Genomic DNA, 17,505 nt, shown 5'->3' with positions numbered 1-17,505 from the left:
CGGATGAATGGGCGCCACGGATTGCCAGAACAAAGCCATCAGCCATAGTCCAGAAGCGCCGACCTGCATGGCCTGCAGCGCAATTACAGCGATGCGACAATTCAGGCAAAAACCTGGCAATAGTGATGAAAATGCAGGAATAATTTTCTTTGAAGAATTTACTTACAGTCGGCATACACATAGTATTGTATACACACTTTGCATCAGCACCCTTGACGGTGCTTGTCAGCTAACCAAATACAAGCCGTTCCTTGAGTTTCAGGAGTACCGGCATGCCTGATGCGGTAACCACCATGCCCCAGAACTGGGCCTTCGCTGTTTTCTTGCTGGGTGTCTGCGGGCTCATCGCCTTCATGCTCGGCGTTTCCAGTCTGCTCGGCAGCAAAGCCTGGGGACGTAGCAAGAACGAGCCTTTCGAGTCGGGCATGCTTCCTACCGGCAGCGCGCGTCTGCGCCTGTCAGCCAAGTTCTATCTGGTCGCGATGCTCTTCGTGATCTTCGACGTTGAAGCCCTCTATCTCTTCGCTTGGGCAGTCTCGGTACGCGAAAGCGGCTGGGCGGGCCTGATCGAAGCTACAGTTTTCATAGCAATTCTGTTGGCAGGTCTTGTCTATCTTTGGCGTATCGGGGCGCTCGATTGGGCTCCTCAGGGACGTCGTGAACGGCAGGCGAAGCTGAAACAATGAGGCTTTGGCGATGCAATACAAACTTACTCGGGTCGACCCGAATGCGCCCAACGAGGCGTATCCGATCGGCCAGCGGGAGGTCGTCTCCGACCCGCAGCTAGAGGATCAGGTTCACAAGAACATCTACATGGGCAAGCTCTCGGACGTGCTTAACGGCGCGGTCAACTGGGGGCGCAAGAATTCCTTGTGGCCGTACAACTTCGGCCTGTCCTGCTGCTATGTGGAAATGACCACCGCCTTCACCGCCCCGCATGACGTGGCGCGTTTCGGTGCGGAAGTCATTCGCGCATCACCCCGTCAGGCTGACTTCATGGTCATTGCCGGCACCTGCTTTATCAAGATGGCGCCGGTCATCCAGCGTCTCTACGAGCAGATGCTGGAGCCCAAGTGGGTCATTTCCATGGGTTCATGCGCCAACTCCGGCGGCATGTACGACATCTACTCGGTCGTTCAGGGCGTGGACAAGTTCCTCCCCGTGGACGTCTATATTCCCGGCTGCCCGCCCCGCCCCGAGGCGTTCCTGCAAGGCTTGATGCTGCTGCAGGAATCCATCGGCCAGGAGCGCCGCCCGCTATCCTGGGTCGTTGGCGATCAAGGCATCTACCGTGCCGAAATGCCTTCGCAGAAGGAACAGCGACGCGAGCAGCGAATCGCCGTTACCAACCTGCGTAGCCCCGACGAAGTCTGAGCTGATGCTTGCCTGCGCAAGCGTCACGCCCACTTTCTACGTTGATCGACAGCGACCGAGACCATGACTCAAGACACCGTTGTGTCCATACCGCCTTACAAGGCTGACGACCAGGACGTCGTCGCCGAACTGCGCGCCCGCTTTGGCGACGACAGTTTCACCCTGCAAGCGACCCGCACCGGCATGCCGGTGCTTTGGGTCGCCCGTGAGCGCCTCATCGAAGTGCTCACCTGCCTGCGCAACCTGCCGCGCCCCTACGTGATGCTCTATGACCTGCATGGCGTCGACGAGCGCCTGCGCACCCAACGTCGCGGCCTGCCGGACGCCGACTTCACGGTGTTCTATCACCTGATGTCGCTGGAGCGTAATAGCGACGTGATGATCAAGGTCGCCCTGTCCGAGCGCGACCTCAACCTGCCCACCGCCACCGGCATCTGGCCCAACGCCAACTGGTACGAGCGCGAAGTCTGGGATCTGTACGGCATCACCTTCACCGGCCACCCGCACCTGAGCCGGATCATGATGCCGCCGACCTGGGAAGGTCACCCGCTGCGCAAGGACTACCCGGCGCGCGCCACCGAATTCGATCCATTCAGCCTGACCCTGGCCAAGCAACAGCTCGAGGAAGAAGCCGCGCGCTTCAACCCCGAAGACTGGGGCATGAAGCGCGGCGGTGAGCACGAGGACTACATGTTCCTCAACCTCGGCCCTAACCACCCGTCCGCCCACGGCGCATTCCGTATCATCCTGCAGCTCGACGGTGAAGAGATCGTCGATTGCGTGCCGGAAATCGGCTACCACCACCGTGGCGCCGAGAAGATGGCCGAACGGCAGAGCTGGCACAGCTTCATCCCCTACACCGACCGCATCGACTACCTCGGCGGGGTGATGAACAACCTGCCCTATGTGCTCTCGGTGGAGAAACTCGCCGGTATCAAGGTGCCGGCCCGTGTCGACTTCATCCGCGTCATGCTCGCCGAGTTCTTCCGCATCACCAGTCACCTGCTGTTCCTCGGCACCTATATCCAGGACGTCGGCGCCATGACCCCGGTGTTCTTCACCTTCACCGACCGCCAGCGCGCCTACAAGGTGATCGAAGCCATCACCGGCTTCCGCCTGCACCCGGCCTGGTACCGCATCGGCGGCGTCGCCCATGACCTGCCGCGCGGTTGGGACAAGCTGGTCAAGGAATTCGTCGACTGGCTGCCCAAGCGCCTCGACGAATACGAGAAGGCCGCGCTGAAGAACAGCATCCTCAAGGCCCGTACCATCGGCGTGGCGCAGTACAACACCAAGGAAGCGCTCGAGTGGGGCACCACCGGTGCCGGCCTGCGCGCCACCGGTTGCGACTTCGACCTGCGCAAGGCGCGCCCCTACTCCGGCTACGAGCACTTCGATTTCGAGGTACCGCTGGCAGCCAATGGCGATGCCTACGACCGCTGCATGGTGCGTGTGGAAGAGATGCGCCAGAGCATCCGCATCATCGACCAGTGCCTGAAGAACATGCCGGAAGGCCCGTACAAGGCCGACCATCCGCTGACCACGCCGCCGCCGAAAGAGCGCACGCTGCAGCACATCGAAACCCTGATCACTCACTTCCTGCAGGTTTCCTGGGGCCCGGTCATGCCGGCCAACGAAGCCTTCCAGATGATCGAGGCGACCAAGGGCATCAACAGCTACTACCTGACGAGCGACGGCAGCACCATGAGCTACCGCACCCGGATTCGTACCCCCAGCTTCGCCCACCTGCAGCAGATCCCTTCGGTGATTCGCGGCAGCATGGTGGCGGATCTGATCGCCTATCTGGGCAGTATCGACTTCGTCATGGCCGACGTGGACCGCTGATCATGAGCACGCTAATTCAGACCGACCGTTTCACCCTCAGCGAAACCGAGCGCTCGGCCATCGAGCACGAGATGCATCACTACGAAGACCCGCGCGCCGCCAGCATCGAAGCGCTGAAGATCGTGCAGAAGCAACGCGGCTGGGTGCCGGACGGCGCCGCTGACGCCATTGGCGAAATTCTCGGCATTCCTGCCAGCGACGTCGAGGGCGTGGCCACCTTCTACAGCCAGATCTTCCGTCAGCCCGTCGGCCGCCACGTGATTCGCGTGTGCGACAGCATGACCTGCTACATCGGCGGCCATGAGTCGGTGGTCAGTGAAATGCAGAAGCAACTCGGCATCGGTCTTGGTCAGACCACCAGCGATGAGCGTTTCACCCTGCTGCCGGTGTGCTGCCTGGGCAACTGCGACAAGGCTCCTGCGGTGATGATCGACGACGACACCTTCGGCGATGTCCAACCTGACGGCGTCGCCAAGCTGCTGAAGGACTACAAATGAAGACCCTGACCTCCATCGGCCCAGCCAACCGCATTACCCGCAGTGAAGAAACTCATCCGCTGACCTGGCGCCTGCGTGACGACGCCCAGCCAGTATGGCTGCAGGAATACCAGCAGAAGAACGGCTACGCGGCCGCACGCAAGGCACTGACCGAAATGGCCCAGGCCGACATCGTGCAGACCGTCAAGGAATCCGGCCTCAAGGGCCGTGGCGGCGCAGGCTTCCCCACCGGGGTGAAGTGGGGCCTGATGCCGGCTGACGAATCCATGAACATCCGCTATCTGCTGTGCAACGCGGACGAAATGGAGCCCAACACCTGGAAAGACCGCATGCTGATGGAACAGCTGCCCCACCTGCTGGTGGAAGGCATGCTGATCTCCGCGCGCGCACTGAAGGCCTATCGCGGCTACATCTTCCTGCGTGGCGAGTACGTCGACGCCGCAGCCAACCTCAACCGCGCTATCGATGAAGCCAAGGCCGCCGGCCTGCTCGGCAAGAACATTTTTGGCAGCGGCTTCGATTTCGAGCTGTTCGTGCATACCGGCGCGGGCCGCTACATCTGCGGCGAAGAAACCGCGCTGATCAACTCGCTGGAGGGCCGCCGCGCCAATCCGCGCGCCAAACCGCCCTTCCCCGCGGCCGTTGGCGTCTGGGGCAAGCCGACCTGCGTCAATAACGTCGAAACCCTGTGCAACGTGCCGGCCATCGTCGGCCAGGGTGTGGACTGGTACAAGGGCCTGGCCCGCCCGGGCAGCGAAGACCACGGCACCAAGCTGATGGGCTTCTCCGGGAAGGTGAAGAACCCCGGCCTGTGGGAACTGCCGTTCGGCATTACGGCGCGCGAATTGTTCGAGGACTACGCCGGCGGCATGCGCGATGGTTACCAGCTCAAATGCTGGCAGCCGGGCGGCGCCGGCACCGGCTTCCTGCTGCCCGAGCACCTCGAGGCGCAGATGTACGCCGGCGGCATCGGCAAGGTCGGCACCCGTATGGGCACTGGTCTGGCGCTGGCGGTCGACGACTCGATCAACATGGTGTCGCTGCTGCGCAACATGGAAGAGTTCTTCGCCCGCGAGTCCTGCGGCTGGTGCACGCCGTGCCGCGACGGCCTGCCGTGGAGCGTGAAGATCCTTCGTGCACTGGAGCGGGGCGAAGGCACACGCGAGGACATCGCCACCCTGCTCGGCCTTGTCAACTTCCTCGGCCCGGGCAAAACCTTCTGTGCTCACGCGCCAGGCGCCGTGGAGCCGTTGGGCAGTGCCATCAAATATTTCCGTAAAGAGTTCGAGGCCGGTGTGGCCAAGGTGGCGACCACGCCCCGCATGCCGGCAAGAGCGAGCTGAACAGACGAATTCCCTTAGCCAGCCGCTTTTCTGAAGCGGGTAAACGAAGACTGAAGAAATGGCCACTATCCACGTAGACGGCAAAGATTTCGAAGTCGATGGTGCAGACAACCTCCTGCAGGCCTGCCTGTCCCTTGGACTCGATATCCCCTACTTCTGCTGGCACCCGGCGCTTGGCAGCGTCGGCGCCTGCCGCCAGTGCGCGGTCAAGCAGTACAACGACGAGAACGACACCCGTGGTCGTATCGTCATGTCCTGCATGACGCCTGCCACCGACAACACCTGGATCAGCATCGACGACGAGGAGTCCAAGGCGTTCCGCGCCAGCGTCGTCGAATGGCTGATGATCAACCACCCGCACGACTGCCCGGTTTGCGAGGAAGGTGGCCACTGCCACTTGCAGGACATGACGGTGATGACGGGGCACAACGCCCGGCGCTACCGCTTTACCAAGCGGACTCATCAAAACCAAGAGTTGGGCCCGTTTATCGCCCACGAGATGAACCGCTGCATCGCCTGCTACCGCTGCGTGCGCTACTACAAGGATTACGCCGGCGGCACCGACCTGGGCGTCTACGGCGCGCATGACAATGTGTACTTCGGCCGCGTCGAAGACGGCACGCTGGAAAGCGAGTTCTCCGGCAACCTGGTGGAGGTCTGCCCGACCGGCGTATTCACCGACAAGACCCACTCCGAACGCTACAACCGCAAGTGGGACATGCAATTCGCCCCGAGCATCTGCCACGGCTGCTCCAGCGGCTGCAACATCAGCCCCGGCGAGCGCTACGGCGAGCTGCGCCGTATCGAGAACCGCTTCAACGGCTCGGTGAACCAGTACTTCCTCTGTGACCGTGGCCGCTTCGGCTATGGCTACGTCAACAATGCGGATCGCCCGCGTCAGCCGCTGCTGGCCGGCCAGGCCGTCGGCATCGATGCCGCGCTGGACAAGGCCGCCGAGCTGCTCAAGGGCAAGCGCGTGATCGGCATTGGCTCGCCGCGCGCCAGCCTGGAATCCAACTTCGCTCTGCGCGAACTGGTGGGCGCCAGCAACTTCTATAGCGGCATCGCCGCTGGCGAACTGGCCAATATCCGCCTGATCCGCGACATCCTGCAGAACGGCCCACTGCCGACCCCGACCCTGCGCGATGTCGAGCTGCACGACGCCATCTTCGTCCTCGGCGAAGACCTGACCCAGACCGCCGCACGCCTGGCCCTGGCCCTGCGCCAGGCGGTCAAGGGCAAGGCCACCGAGATCGCTGCCGGCGCGCGCATTCAGGACTGGCACATGGCCGCCGTGCAGAACGTCGCCCAGCACGCTCGTCACCCGCTGTTTATCGCCAGCGTCACGGAAACCCGCCTGGACGACGTGGCCGCCGAAAGCGTGCACGCCGCGCCGGCTGACCTGGCTCGCATCGGTTTCGCCGTGGCTCATGCCATCGACCCGAGCGCCCCAGCCGTCGACGGTCTGGAAGCCGAGGCGCAAGCGCTGGTACAGCGCATCGCCGACGCCCTGCTGGCAGCCCAACGCCCGCTGATCGTCTCCGGCGCCTCGCTGGGCGACAAAGCCCTGATCGAAGCCGCCGCCAATATCGCCAGCGCGCTGAAGAACCGTGAGAAGAACGGCTCGCTGAGCCTGGTGGTACCGGAAGCCAACAGCCTGGGCCTGGCACTGCTTCTGGATAAAGAGCAGGGCGGCGAGTCCGTAGATGCTGCGCTGGAAGCCCTGAGTGGCGGCCAGGCCGATGCCGTGATCGTGCTGGAAAACGACCTGTACCGCCGCGCCGATGCCGCCAAGGTTGACGCCGCGCTCAGCGCCGCACAGGCGGTGATCGTCGCCGATCACCAGCGCACCGCCACCAGCGAACGCGCCCACCTGCTGCTGCCAGTGGCCTCCTTCGCCGAAGGCGACGGCACCCTGGTCAGCCTCGAGGGCCGCGCCCAGCGCTTCTTCCAGGTCTATGAGCCGAGCTACTACGACGCCGGCATTCTGATCCGCGAAGGCTGGCGCTGGCTGCACGCGCTGCACAGCACCCTGCAAGGCAAGGCCGTTGACTGGACGCAGCTGGATCAGGTCACCGCAGCCTGCGCTGCCAGCAACCCGCTGTTGGCAGGGATCAAGGACGCCGCGCCTAGCGCCTCGTTCCGCATCAAGGGCCTCAAGCTGGCCCGCGAGCCACACCGCTACAGCGGCCGCACCGCCATGCGCGCCAATATCAGCGTGCATGAACCGCGTCAGCCGCAGGATCAGGACAGCGCCTTCGCCTTCTCCATGGAAGGCTACGCCGGCAGCAAGGAAGACCGGCAGCAGATTCCGTTCGCCTGGTCGCCGGGCTGGAACTCACCGCAGGCCTGGAACAAGTTCCAGGACGAGGTCGGTGGTCATCTGCGTGCCGGCGACCCCGGCGTGCGCCTGCTGGAAGCTGCCGGCAACGCCCTGCCCTGGTTCGCCGTGAACGCCGCGTTCAACCCGGCAGCCGGCACCTGGCAGGTGGCGCCGCTGCACCACCTGTTCGGCAGCGAGGAAAACTCCGCGCGCGCCAAACCGATTCAGGAACGCATGCCTGAATCCTACGTGGCCCTGGCCCGCGATGAAGCGGCACGTCTGGGCGTGAACGACGGTGCCCTGCTGGCCCTGCGCGTCAACGGCCAGGCGCTGCACCTGCCGCTGCAGGTGCGTGATGATCTGGCCGTTGGCCTGGTCGGCCTGCCGGTTGGTTTGCCAGGCATTCCGGCGACACTCGCCGGCGCCAGCGTGACCCTGCTGCAGGAGGCCGCGCAATGAGCTGGTTGACGCCCGAACTGATCGAGATCGTCATCGCGGTGCTCAAGGCCATCGTCATCCTGCTGGTGGTGGTGGTCTGCGGCGCGCTGCTGAGCTTCATCGAGCGCCGTCTGCTCGGCTGGTGGCAGGATCGCTACGGCCCCAACCGTGTGGGGCCGTTCGGCATGTTCCAGATCGCCGCCGACATGATCAAGATGTTCTTCAAGGAGGACTGGACGCCGCCGTTCGCCGACAAGTTCATCTTCATCCTGGCACCGATGATCGCCTTCTCGGCGATGCTGATGGCCTTCGCCATCATCCCCATCACCCCGACCTGGGGCGTGGCGGACTTGAACATCGGCATCCTGTTCTTCTTCGCCATGGCGGGTCTTTCGGTCTATGCCGTGCTGTTTGCTGGCTGGGCAAGCAACAACAAGTTCGCCCTGCTCGGTGCCCTGCGTGCTTCGGCGCAAACGGTGTCCTACGAAGTGTTCCTGGCCCTGGCGCTGATGGGCGTGGTGGCGCAGGTCGGCTCGTTCAACATGCGCGACATCGTCGATTACCAGGCGCAGAACCTGTGGTTCATCATTCCGCAGTTCTTCGGCTTCTGTACCTTCTTCATCGCTGCCGTTGCGGTGACCCACCGTCACCCGTTCGACCAACCGGAAGCCGAGCAGGAGCTGGCCGATGGTTACCACATCGAATACGCCGGGATGAAATGGGGCATGTTCTTCGTTGGCGAGTACGTGGCCATCGTCACCGTATCGGCGCTGCTGGTAACCCTGTTCTTCGGTGGCTGGCACGGCCCGTTCGGCATCCTGCCGCAGATTCCGTTCTTCTGGTTCGCGCTGAAAACGGCCTTCTTCATCATGATCTTCATCCTGCTGCGCGCGTCGATCCCACGCCCGCGCTATGACCAGGTCATGGCCTTCAGCTGGAAGTTCTGCCTGCCGCTGACCCTGATCAACCTGCTGGTGACCGGCGCCGTAGTGCTGGCCACGGCCCAGTAAGGAGAACCACAGAATGTTCAAATACATATGGGACGTGCTGGTCGGTACCGGCACCCAACTGCGCAGCCTGGCCATGGTCTTCAGCCATGGCTTTCGCAAGCGCGACACCCTGCAATACCCGGAAGAGGCGGTCTACCTGCCGCCTCGCTACCGTGGCCGCATCGTCCTGACCCGCGACCCCGACGGCGAGGAACGCTGCGTGGCCTGCAACCTGTGCGCCGTGGCCTGCCCGGTGGGCTGCATCTCGCTGCAGAAGGCGGAAACCGACGACGGTCGCTGGTACCCGGAGTTCTTCCGCATTAACTTCTCGCGCTGCATCTTCTGCGGCCTGTGCGAGGAAGCCTGCCCAACCACCGCGATCCAGCTCACCCCCGATTTCGAGATGGGCGAGTTCAAGCGTCAGGATCTGGTGTACGAGAAGGAAGACCTGCTGATCAGCGGCCCCGGCAAGAACCCGGACTACAACTTCTACCGCGTTGCCGGTATGGCCATCGCCGGCAAGCCCAAGGGCGCCGCGCAGAACGAGGCCGAGCCGATCAACGTCAAGAGCTTGCTGCCATGAGCCAAGGTCATGGGTTTTCCCGCCCTGTAGGAGCGAGCTCTGCTCGCGAACGCAGACGACGCCAAACGCTTCGCGAGCAGAGCTCGCTCCTACGTCTTTGGTGTCATCTCCCGAAATATGCCGCTGCTTCTCACGAGGCGAGCGCAATGAGGAGCTTCTGATGGAATTCGCATTCTACTTTTCCGCCGGTGTGGCGGTGGCATCGACTGTTGGGGTGGTCACCAACACCAACCCGGTACATGCCCTGCTCTATCTCATCGTCTCGCTGCTGGCGGTGTCGATGGTGTTCTTCGCCCTCGGTGCGCCCTTTGCCGGCGCGCTGGAAATCATCGTCTACGCTGGCGCCATCATGGTGCTGTTCGTCTTCGTGGTGATGATGCTCAACCTTGGCCCGGCAGCTGCCGAGCAGGAGCGCAAGTGGCTGACGCCCGGCATCTGGGTCGGCCCGGCGATTCTTAGCGCCCTGCTGCTCGGCCAGTTGCTCTATGTGCTGCTAAACCACGTCAGCGACGCCCATATCGGCCACACCACGGTCGAGGCCAAGGCTGTCGGCATCAGCCTGTTCGGCCCCTATCTGCTGGCGGTGGAACTGGCTTCCATGCTGCTGCTTGCCGCATTGGTCGCTGCCTACCACCTGGGCCGCCACGACGCCAAGGAGCCCACCGCATGACCGGTATTCCACTCGAACACGGCCTGGCCCTGGCCGGCGTGCTGTTCTGCATCGGCCTGGTCGGTCTGATGGTGCGGCGCAACATCCTGTTCATCCTGATGAGCCTGGAAGTGATGATGAACGCCGCCGCACTGGCCTTCGTCGTCGCCGGCGCCCGTTGGGGCGCGGCTGATGGCCAAGTGATGTTCATTCTGGTGATCACCCTGGCAGCCGCCGAGGCCAGCATCGGCCTGGCGATCCTGCTGCAGCTGTATCGCCGCTTCAACACTCTGGATATCGACGCTGCCAGCGAGATGCGCGGATGAACCTTCTAGCCCTGACTCTATTCTTCCCGCTGCTCGGCTGGCTGCTGCTGGCCTTCTCGCGCGGGCGCCTCTCGGAAAACACCAGTGCGCTGATCGGCGTCGGCTCCATCGGCCTGGCCGCCGCCAGCGCTGCCTGGGTGACCGCCGCTTTCCTCGGCAACCCGCCGGCCGGCGGCGCCTACAGCCTGACCCTGTGGCAGTGGATGAGCGTCGAAGGCCTGGCGCCGAGCTTCACCCTGTATCTGGATGGCCTGTCGCTGACCATGCTTGGCGTGGTCACCGGCGTGGGTTTTTTGATCCACCTGTTCGCCAGCTGGTACATGCGCGGTGAAGAAGGCTATTCACGCTTCTTCGCCTACACCAACCTGTTCATCTTCAGCATGTTGCTGCTGGTGCTCGGCGACAACCTGCTGGTGCTGTTCTTCGGCTGGGAAGGCGTGGGCCTGTGCTCGTACCTGCTGATCGGCTTCTACTACAAGCACGTGCCCAACGGTAACGCGGCGCTCAAGGCCTTTATCGTCACCCGCGTCGGCGACGTGTTCCTGATGATTGGCCTGTTCCTGCTGTTCCTCAACCTCGGCACCCTGAACATCCAGGAGCTGATGGTGCTGGCGCCGCAGCAATACGTGGCCGGTGACGCCTGGCTGTGGCTGGCCACACTGATGCTGCTCGGCGGCGCGGTCGGTAAATCTGCCCAGCTGCCGCTGCAGACCTGGCTGGCCGACGCCATGGCCGGCCCGACTCCGGTGTCGGCGCTGATCCACGCGGCGACCATGGTTACCGCCGGCGTGTACCTGATCGCCCGCACCCACGGTCTGTTCCTGCTGACCCCGGAGATTCTCGAGCTGGTCGGCATCGTCGGCGGCGTGACCCTGGTGCTGGCCGGTTTTGCCGCGCTGGTGCAGACCGACATCAAGCGCATCCTCGCCTACTCGACCATGAGCCAGATCGGCTACATGTTCCTCGCCCTGGGCGTTGGTGCCTGGGATGCGGCGATCTTCCACCTGATGACCCACGCTTTCTTCAAGGCTCTGCTGTTCCTTGCTTCCGGTGCGGTGATCCATGCCTGCCACCACGAGCAGAACATCTTCAGGATGGGCGGGCTGTGGAAGAAGTTGCCGCTGGCCTATGCCAGCTTCGTTGTCGGCGGTGCCGCCCTGGCAGCCCTGCCGCTGCTGACCGCCGGTTTCTACTCCAAGGACGAAATCCTCTGGGAGGCCTTCGCCAGTGGCCACAGCGAGCTGCTCTATGCAGGCCTGGTCGGTGCCTTCCTGACCTCGATCTACACCTTCCGCCTGATCTTCATCGCCTTCCACGGCGAGCAGAAGACCGAGGCGCACGCCGGTCATGGCATCGCCCACAACCTGCCGCTGCTGGTGCTGATCGTGCTGTCCACCTTCATCGGCGCCTGGATCACCCCGCCGCTGGCCGGCGTGTTGCCGGAAAGTGCCGGCCATGCCGGTGGCGAGGTCAAGCACAGCCTGGAGCTGCTGTCGGGGCTGATCGCGGTGAGCGGCATCGTCATTGCCGCCCTGCTCTTCCTCGGTCAACGCCGCGTCGCCTCCGCCGTGGCGCAGAGCGCGCCGGGTCGCCTGCTGAGTGCCCTGTGGTTCGCCGCCTGGGGCTTCGATTGGCTGTACGACAAGTTGTTCGTACAGCCCTACCTGCTGCTCTGCCGTGTGCTGCAACGCGATCCGATCGACCGTGGCATCCGTGTCATCCCGCTGGCAGCACGGGGCGCCAACGCCCTGCTGGCCACCAGCCAGACCGGCCAGGTGCGCTGGTACGCGGCCTCCATCGCAGGTGGCGCGGTACTGGTACTCGCCGTCATTCTATTTCTGAGCTAAGGAACGCAGCCTGTCATGATTCTGCCCTGGCTAATCCTGATTCCCTTCATCGGCGGCCTGCTGTGCTGGCAAGGCGAGCGCTTCGGCCACGTCCTGCCGCGCTGGATCGCCCTGATCACCATGGGCCTGCTGTTCGGCCTGAGTCTGTGGCTATGGGTCAGCGGTGACTTCACCCTGGCACCGGCCCCGGACGGCGGCCCGCGCTGGGCCCACGAGTTCGTCATCGACTGGATCCCGCGCCTGGGTATCACCATCCACCTGGCGATGGACGGCCTGTCGGTGCTGATGGTGGTGCTCACCGGTCTGCTCGGTGTGCTCTCGGTGCTCTGCTCGTGGAACGAGATCCAGCACCGCGTCGGCTTCTTCCACCTCAACCTGATGTGGATTCTCGGCGGCGTGGTCGGCGTGTTCCTCGCCGTCGACCTGTTCCTGTTCTTCTTCTTCTGGGAAATGATGCTGGTGCCGATGTACTTCCTCATCGCGCTCTGGGGTCATAGCGGCAGCGACGGCCGTACCCGTATCACCGCCGCCACCAAGTTCTTCATCTTCACCCAGGCCAGCGGCCTGATCATGCTGGTGTCGATCCTGGCCCTGGTATTCGTGCATTTCAACCAGACCGGCGTGCTCAGCTTCAACTACGCCGACCTGCTGAAGACCGAACTGGCGCCGGGCACCGAATACCTGTTGATGCTGGGTTTCTTCGTCGCCTTCGCGGTGAAGTTTCCGGTGGTGCCGGTGCACTCCTGGCTGCCGGATGCCCACGCCCAGGCGCCGACTGCCGGCTCGGTGGACCTGGCCGGCATCCTGCTGAAAACCGCTGCCTACGGCCTGCTGCGTTTCGCCCTGCCGCTGTTCCCCAACGCCTCGGCGGAGTTCGCCCCCATCGCCCAGTGGCTCGGTGTGTTCGCCATCCTCTATGGCGCGTTGCTGTCGTTCGCGCAAACCGACATCAAGCGCCTGGTGGCCTACTCCAGCGTGTCGCACATGGGCTTCGTGCTGATTGCCATCTATTCCGGCAGCCAGATCGCCCTGCAAGGCGCGGTGGTGCAGATGGTTGCCCACGGCCTGTCGGCTGCTGCGCTGTTCATCCTCTGCGGCCAGCTCTACGAGCGCCTGCACACCCGTGACCTGCGCCAGATGGGCGGGATCTGGGCGCGCATGCCCTGGCTGCCGGCCATCAGCCTGTTCTTTGCCGCTGCCGCACTCGGCCTGCCCGGCACCGGCAACTTCGTCGGTGAGTTCCTGATCCTGATTGGCAGCTTCCCCAGCGCGCCCTGGGTCGTGGTGCTGGCGGCCACCGGCCTGGTGCTCGGCTCGGTGTACGCCCTGGCGATGATCCACCGCGCCTACTTCGGCCCGGTGCAACAGGACGCGCCGCTGCCTGGCCTGAAAGCCCGTGAGCTGGCCATGGTGCTCGGCCTTGGCGTGCTGCTGATTCTGCTTGGCGTTTACCCACAACCGGTGCTCGACACCTCCGCTGCCAGCATGCACGGCGTGCAGCAGTGGATGGCTGGCGCCCTCGATCAACTCGCCTCGGGCCGGTAAGGGTAAGGATTAGAGACTCATGGAACATCACGCTGTCGAATTCACCCTGCAACACCTGATCGCCCTACTGCCACTGCTGGTGACCAGCCTCACCGCCATCGTGGTGATGCTGGCCATCGCTGCCAGGCGCAATCATGCAATGACCTTCATCCTCTCGGTGGTCGGTCTGAACCTGGCGCTGCTGTCGCTGATCCCGGCACTGGAGGTGGGGCCGATCGAGGTCACGCCGCTGCTGCTGATCGATGCCTTCGCCTGCTACTACATGGGCCTGGTACTGGCCGCCAGCCTGGCCTGCATCACGCTGATCCACGCCTATCTGGGTGGCAATTCGGGCAAGGGCTACCCTGGCAACCGCGAGGAGTTGTACCTGCTGGTACTGCTGTCCGCCGCGGGTGGCCTGGTATTGGTCAGCGCCCAACATCTGGCGGGCCTGTTCATCGGCCTGGAACTGCTGTCGGTGCCCACCTACGGCATGATCGCCTACGCCTTCTTCAACAAGCGCTCGCTGGAGGCCGGCATCAAGTACATGGTGCTGTCGGCCGCTGGTTCGGCCTTCCTGCTGTTCGGCATGGCGCTGTTGTATGCCGAGTCGGGCAACCTGGGCTTTGCCGATATCGGCGCCAGCCTGGCGCAGGAAAGCAGCCAGCTGGTGCAGATCGGCATCGGCATGATGCTAATCGGTCTGGCCTTCAAGCTGTCGCTGGTGCCCTTCCACCTGTGGACGCCGGACGTCTACGAGGGTGCCCCGGCGCCAGTGGCGGCCTTTCTCGCCACCGCCAGCAAGGTAGCGGTGTTCGCCGTGCTGCTGCGCCTGTACCAGATATCCCCGGCCATGAGCGGCGGCTGGCTGAGCGACCTGCTGACCCTGATCGCCATCGCCTCGATCCTGTTCGGCAATCTGCTGGCGCTGCTGCAGAACAACCTCAAGCGCCTGCTGGGTTACTCGTCCATCGCCCACTTCGGTTACCTGCTGGTGGCATTGGTGGCGAGCAAGGGGCTCGCGGTGGAAGCCGTGGGCGTGTACCTGGCCACCTACGTGCTGACCAGCCTCGGTGCGTTCGGTGTGATCACCCTGATGTCCACGCCCTACAGCGGCCGCGATGCCGATGCGCTGTACGAATACCGTGGCCTGTTCTGGCGCCGCCCGTACCTGACCGCCGTGCTCACGGTGATGATGCTGTCGCTGGCCGGCATTCCGCTGACCGCAGGCTTTATCGGCAAGTTCTACGTGATCGCTGCCGGCGTCGAGGCGCAACTGTGGTGGCTGCTCGGCGCCATGGTGCTGGGCAGTGCCATCGGCGTGTTCTATTACCTGCGGGTGATGGTCACGCTGTTCATGCGCGAACCCAATATGCATCGCCACGATGCGCCCTTCGACTGGGGTCAGCGTGCCGGCGGCATCATGCTGCTGGTGGTGGCCCTGCTCGCCTTCTTCCTCGGCGTGTACCCGCAGCCGCTGCTGGAGCTGGTCCAGCACGCCGGACTGGTTGCCCTGGCGCAGTAAACGAACAGCCCCCGCAAATGCGGGGGCTTTCTTTCTTTTAAGGGTCGCGGCTAAAGCCCCTCCCACAGATCGCAGTGAAGACTGTGGGAGGGGCTTCAGCCGCGACAGACCTGCCCCGGATTGCATCCGGGCTACCGCCGAGCGACTAAAAACAGACGCGGAAACGGCAACAATACTCGACCATCAGCCTGTGCCGGATAGGCCTCGGCTATCGCCGCCTGGTAACGCGCCAGGAATGCCACCTGCTGTTCGGCATCCAACGGCTGCAGGAATGGCAGCAACGCAGTGGATTTGAACCACTCCACCACCGCAGCAGCATCGTCCAGCACATGGAAGTAGGTGGTACGCCAGATATCCAGCTCACTGGCCTGAGTACTGAGGATGTCGTAGTAAGTCTGTGCACTGTGCCGCTCGGCATGACGCACATCACCGATCTGCGCTGCCCATGGTCCATCTGCCGCCACCTCACGAGCCAGGCGATGCGCAGGTTCCTGCAGGTTGTCCGGGGTCTGGATCGCCAACCAGCCACCGGGCGCCAGTTGCGCGAGCAATCTCGGATACAGCCGAGCATGGTCCGGCAACCACTGCAGCGAGGCATTGGCCAGGATCAGTTGCGGCGCGTGCTCGGCTTGCCAGTGCTGGATATCCATCAGTTGATAGGTCACCTGGGGCAGCCGCTCACGCGCTGCGCGCAGCATGTCTTCGCTGCTGTCGATAGCGATCACCCGTGCCCCGGGCACATGCGCCTGCAACACGGCAGTGGAGTTGCCGGGGCCACAGCCGAGATCGACGGCCAACTCGATACCGTCGCGCGGTACCGCTGCCAGCACGTCATGGACCGGGCGAGTGCGCTGGCGTTCGAACAGGGAATATTGTCGGGCAGACCAACTCATCGGCACCTCCGCAGCACAATCGACTGGCGCAGAGTAACAGGTGACAAGAAACTCGGCACATCAGCAATTTTCCGCCGCATGGACACGCACACCTGGCGGTTTTTCGCCATGCATTGTGCGCCACTTCACAGTGCTTTTCTCAGCCCTGAAAGCCTGGCGGGAATTCGCCATACTGGCACAAGCCTTGCGGTAACAAGGCACGCTCTAAACTGTCGACGCGGCTGCCCATAGCCCTCCAGCAGAACAGTGGAGCAACCAACACGAGGCACCCACGGGTGTCGCAACCGACAAGAAGAAAAGGAAGCAGTATGTTCAATCCTGTCCGCGCCCTGGCCGCCTGCGCCTTGGCGTTAGCCTCTTTCGGTGCCGCCACGGCACTGGCCGATGAACCTATCCTGATCAAGTTTTCCCATGTTGTCGCCGACACCACCCCGAAGGGTCAGGGCGCGCTGCTGTTCCAGCAACTGGTCGAAGAGCGCCTGGGCGGCAAGGTCAAGGTCGAGGTCTACCCGAACTCCAGTCTCTACGGCGATGCCAATGAGCTCGAAGCGCTGCGCAACAACGAGGTGCAGTTGCTGGCGCCCTCGCTGGCCAAATTCGAGCAGTACACAAAGCAGTTACAGGTGTTCGACCTGCCCTTCCTGTTCGATGACATCGAGGCCGTCAACCGTTTCCAGAAGCGTTCCAAGGGCCGCCAATTGCTGCGCTCGATGGAGGATCACAACATCGTCGGCCTGGCTTATTGGCACAACGGCATGAAGCAGTTGTCGGCGACCCGTGCGCTGCATACACCCGGTGACGCCAATGGCTTGAGCTTCCGCATCCAGCCATCGGCGGTACTGGAAGCGCAATTCGCCCAGGTTGGCGCCAGCACCCAAAAACTGCCGTTCGCAGAAGTGTTCAAGGCACTGCAGAGCGGCCAGGTGCAAGGCGCGGAAAACCCCTGGTCGAACATCTACAGCCAGAAACTGCACGAGGTGCAGCCCTTCATCAGCGAAACCAACCATGGCGTGCTGGACTACATGCTGGTGAGCAATTCGCGCTTCTGGTACGGCATCCCGCATCAGACCCGGATGGAGCTGGAAGCCATCATCGACGAGGTCACCTACGTGGTGAACAAACAGGCCGAGGCCGCCAACCAGGCCGACCGCCAGCGCATCGTGGATTCTGGTCGCAGCCAGGTCATCAACCTGACCGCCGAGCAGCGCCAGGCCTGGCGCGATGCGATGCGTCCGGTATGGGAACAGTTCCAAGGGCAGATTGGCAGTGACGTGATCAAGGCGGCGCAGACGGTGAACCGCAAGCATCGCGAATGACCCACAGCCGGCATGGCGGTTTTCCGCCACGCC

Annotated in this window: 15 protein-coding genes; 14 read left to right on the top strand and 1 reads right to left on the bottom strand. The window is 63.4% G+C overall.

The features are described 5' to 3' along the window. Positions 1–272: 272 nt before the first annotated feature. The 13 genes from N5J71_RS09835 to nuoN all read left to right on the top strand — a co-directional run bounded on the left by N5J71_RS09835 (position 273) and on the right by nuoN (position 15,263). The gene (locus N5J71_RS09835; RefSeq protein WP_116618747.1) at positions 273–686 is read left to right on the top strand and encodes an NADH-quinone oxidoreductase subunit A; all 414 of its coding nucleotides are present in this window, start codon (positions 273–275) and stop codon (positions 684–686) included. A gap of 10 nt (positions 687–696) precedes the next feature. Next, on the top strand, positions 697–1,374 hold the full coding sequence (locus N5J71_RS09830) for a NuoB/complex I 20 kDa subunit family protein (protein ID WP_003460467.1): 678 nt from the start codon (positions 697–699) through the stop codon (positions 1,372–1,374). A gap of 63 nt (positions 1,375–1,437) precedes the next feature. Next, entirely contained in the window at positions 1,438–3,219 is a 1,782-nt protein-coding gene (gene nuoC / locus N5J71_RS09825; RefSeq protein ID WP_003460468.1) for an NADH-quinone oxidoreductase subunit C/D, read from the top strand. Beyond that, positions 3,216–3,716, top strand: a complete 501-nt coding sequence (nuoE, locus tag N5J71_RS09820) for an NADH-quinone oxidoreductase subunit NuoE (RefSeq protein WP_278621157.1) — start codon at positions 3,216–3,218, stop codon at positions 3,714–3,716. The genes nuoC and nuoE overlap by 4 nt, the downstream gene beginning before the upstream one ends. Further along, on the top strand, positions 3,713–5,059 hold the full coding sequence (nuoF, locus tag N5J71_RS09815) for an NADH-quinone oxidoreductase subunit NuoF (protein ID WP_084341886.1): 1,347 nt from the start codon (positions 3,713–3,715) through the stop codon (positions 5,057–5,059). Before nuoE ends, nuoF begins: the two co-directional genes overlap by 4 nt. 58 nt (positions 5,060–5,117) lie before the next feature. After that, on the top strand, positions 5,118–7,841 hold the full coding sequence (gene nuoG, locus N5J71_RS09810) for an NADH-quinone oxidoreductase subunit NuoG (protein ID WP_279916779.1): 2,724 nt from the start codon (positions 5,118–5,120) through the stop codon (positions 7,839–7,841). Further along, a complete protein-coding gene (gene nuoH, locus N5J71_RS09805) occupies positions 7,838–8,830 on the top strand; it encodes an NADH-quinone oxidoreductase subunit NuoH (RefSeq protein ID WP_112211260.1) in 993 nt (330 codons plus the stop codon). The genes nuoG and nuoH overlap by 4 nt, the downstream gene beginning before the upstream one ends. A 13-nt stretch (positions 8,831–8,843) precedes the next feature. After that, positions 8,844–9,392, top strand: coding sequence for an NADH-quinone oxidoreductase subunit NuoI (nuoI, locus tag N5J71_RS09800; protein ID WP_036999418.1), 549 nt, complete (start codon positions 8,844–8,846; stop codon positions 9,390–9,392). Positions 9,393–9,552: 160 nt separating this feature from the next. Continuing rightward, positions 9,553–10,062 carry an NADH-quinone oxidoreductase subunit J gene (nuoJ, locus tag N5J71_RS09795; RefSeq protein ID WP_074858442.1) on the top strand — a complete coding sequence of 170 codons (510 nt, stop codon included), beginning with the start codon at positions 9,553–9,555 and terminating at the stop codon, positions 10,060–10,062. Further along, on the top strand, positions 10,059–10,367 hold the full coding sequence (nuoK, locus tag N5J71_RS09790; RefSeq protein WP_003460477.1) for an NADH-quinone oxidoreductase subunit NuoK: 309 nt from the start codon (positions 10,059–10,061) through the stop codon (positions 10,365–10,367). Before nuoJ ends, nuoK begins: the two co-directional genes overlap by 4 nt. Then, positions 10,364–12,214 carry an NADH-quinone oxidoreductase subunit L gene (nuoL, locus tag N5J71_RS09785; RefSeq protein WP_279916778.1) on the top strand — a complete coding sequence of 617 codons (1,851 nt, stop codon included), beginning with the start codon at positions 10,364–10,366 and terminating at the stop codon, positions 12,212–12,214. The genes nuoK and nuoL overlap by 4 nt, the downstream gene beginning before the upstream one ends. 15 nt (positions 12,215–12,229) lie before the next feature. Next, positions 12,230–13,759 (top strand): NADH-quinone oxidoreductase subunit M, encoded by a 1,530-nt coding sequence (nuoM, locus tag N5J71_RS09780; RefSeq protein ID WP_116618753.1) that lies wholly within the window; start codon positions 12,230–12,232, stop codon positions 13,757–13,759. A gap of 19 nt (positions 13,760–13,778) precedes the next feature. Continuing rightward, complete coding sequence (gene nuoN / locus N5J71_RS09775; protein WP_279916777.1) at positions 13,779–15,263, top strand: NADH-quinone oxidoreductase subunit NuoN; 1,485 nt, start codon at positions 13,779–13,781, stop codon at positions 15,261–15,263. A 131-nt stretch (positions 15,264–15,394) separates the two neighbouring features. On the opposite strand, the gene tam is transcribed toward nuoN, so the two are convergent. Beyond that, positions 15,395–16,156, bottom strand: a complete 762-nt coding sequence (gene tam / locus N5J71_RS09770; protein ID WP_279916776.1) for a trans-aconitate 2-methyltransferase — start codon at positions 16,154–16,156, stop codon at positions 15,395–15,397. A gap of 308 nt (positions 16,157–16,464) precedes the next feature. Here tam and N5J71_RS09765 point away from each other — a divergent pair, with 308 nt between their 5' ends. Then, complete coding sequence (locus tag N5J71_RS09765; RefSeq protein WP_279916775.1) at positions 16,465–17,472, top strand: TRAP transporter substrate-binding protein; 1,008 nt, start codon at positions 16,465–16,467, stop codon at positions 17,470–17,472. The last annotated feature ends 33 nt before the right edge of the window (positions 17,473–17,505 follow it).

Source organism: Ectopseudomonas oleovorans (assembly GCF_029845265.1).
Classification (GTDB): Bacteria; Pseudomonadota; Gammaproteobacteria; order Pseudomonadales; family Pseudomonadaceae; genus Aquipseudomonas; species Aquipseudomonas oleovorans.
Note: the sequence above shows the minus strand (reverse complement) of the source record. Positions and strands in the feature narration are given on the sequence as shown.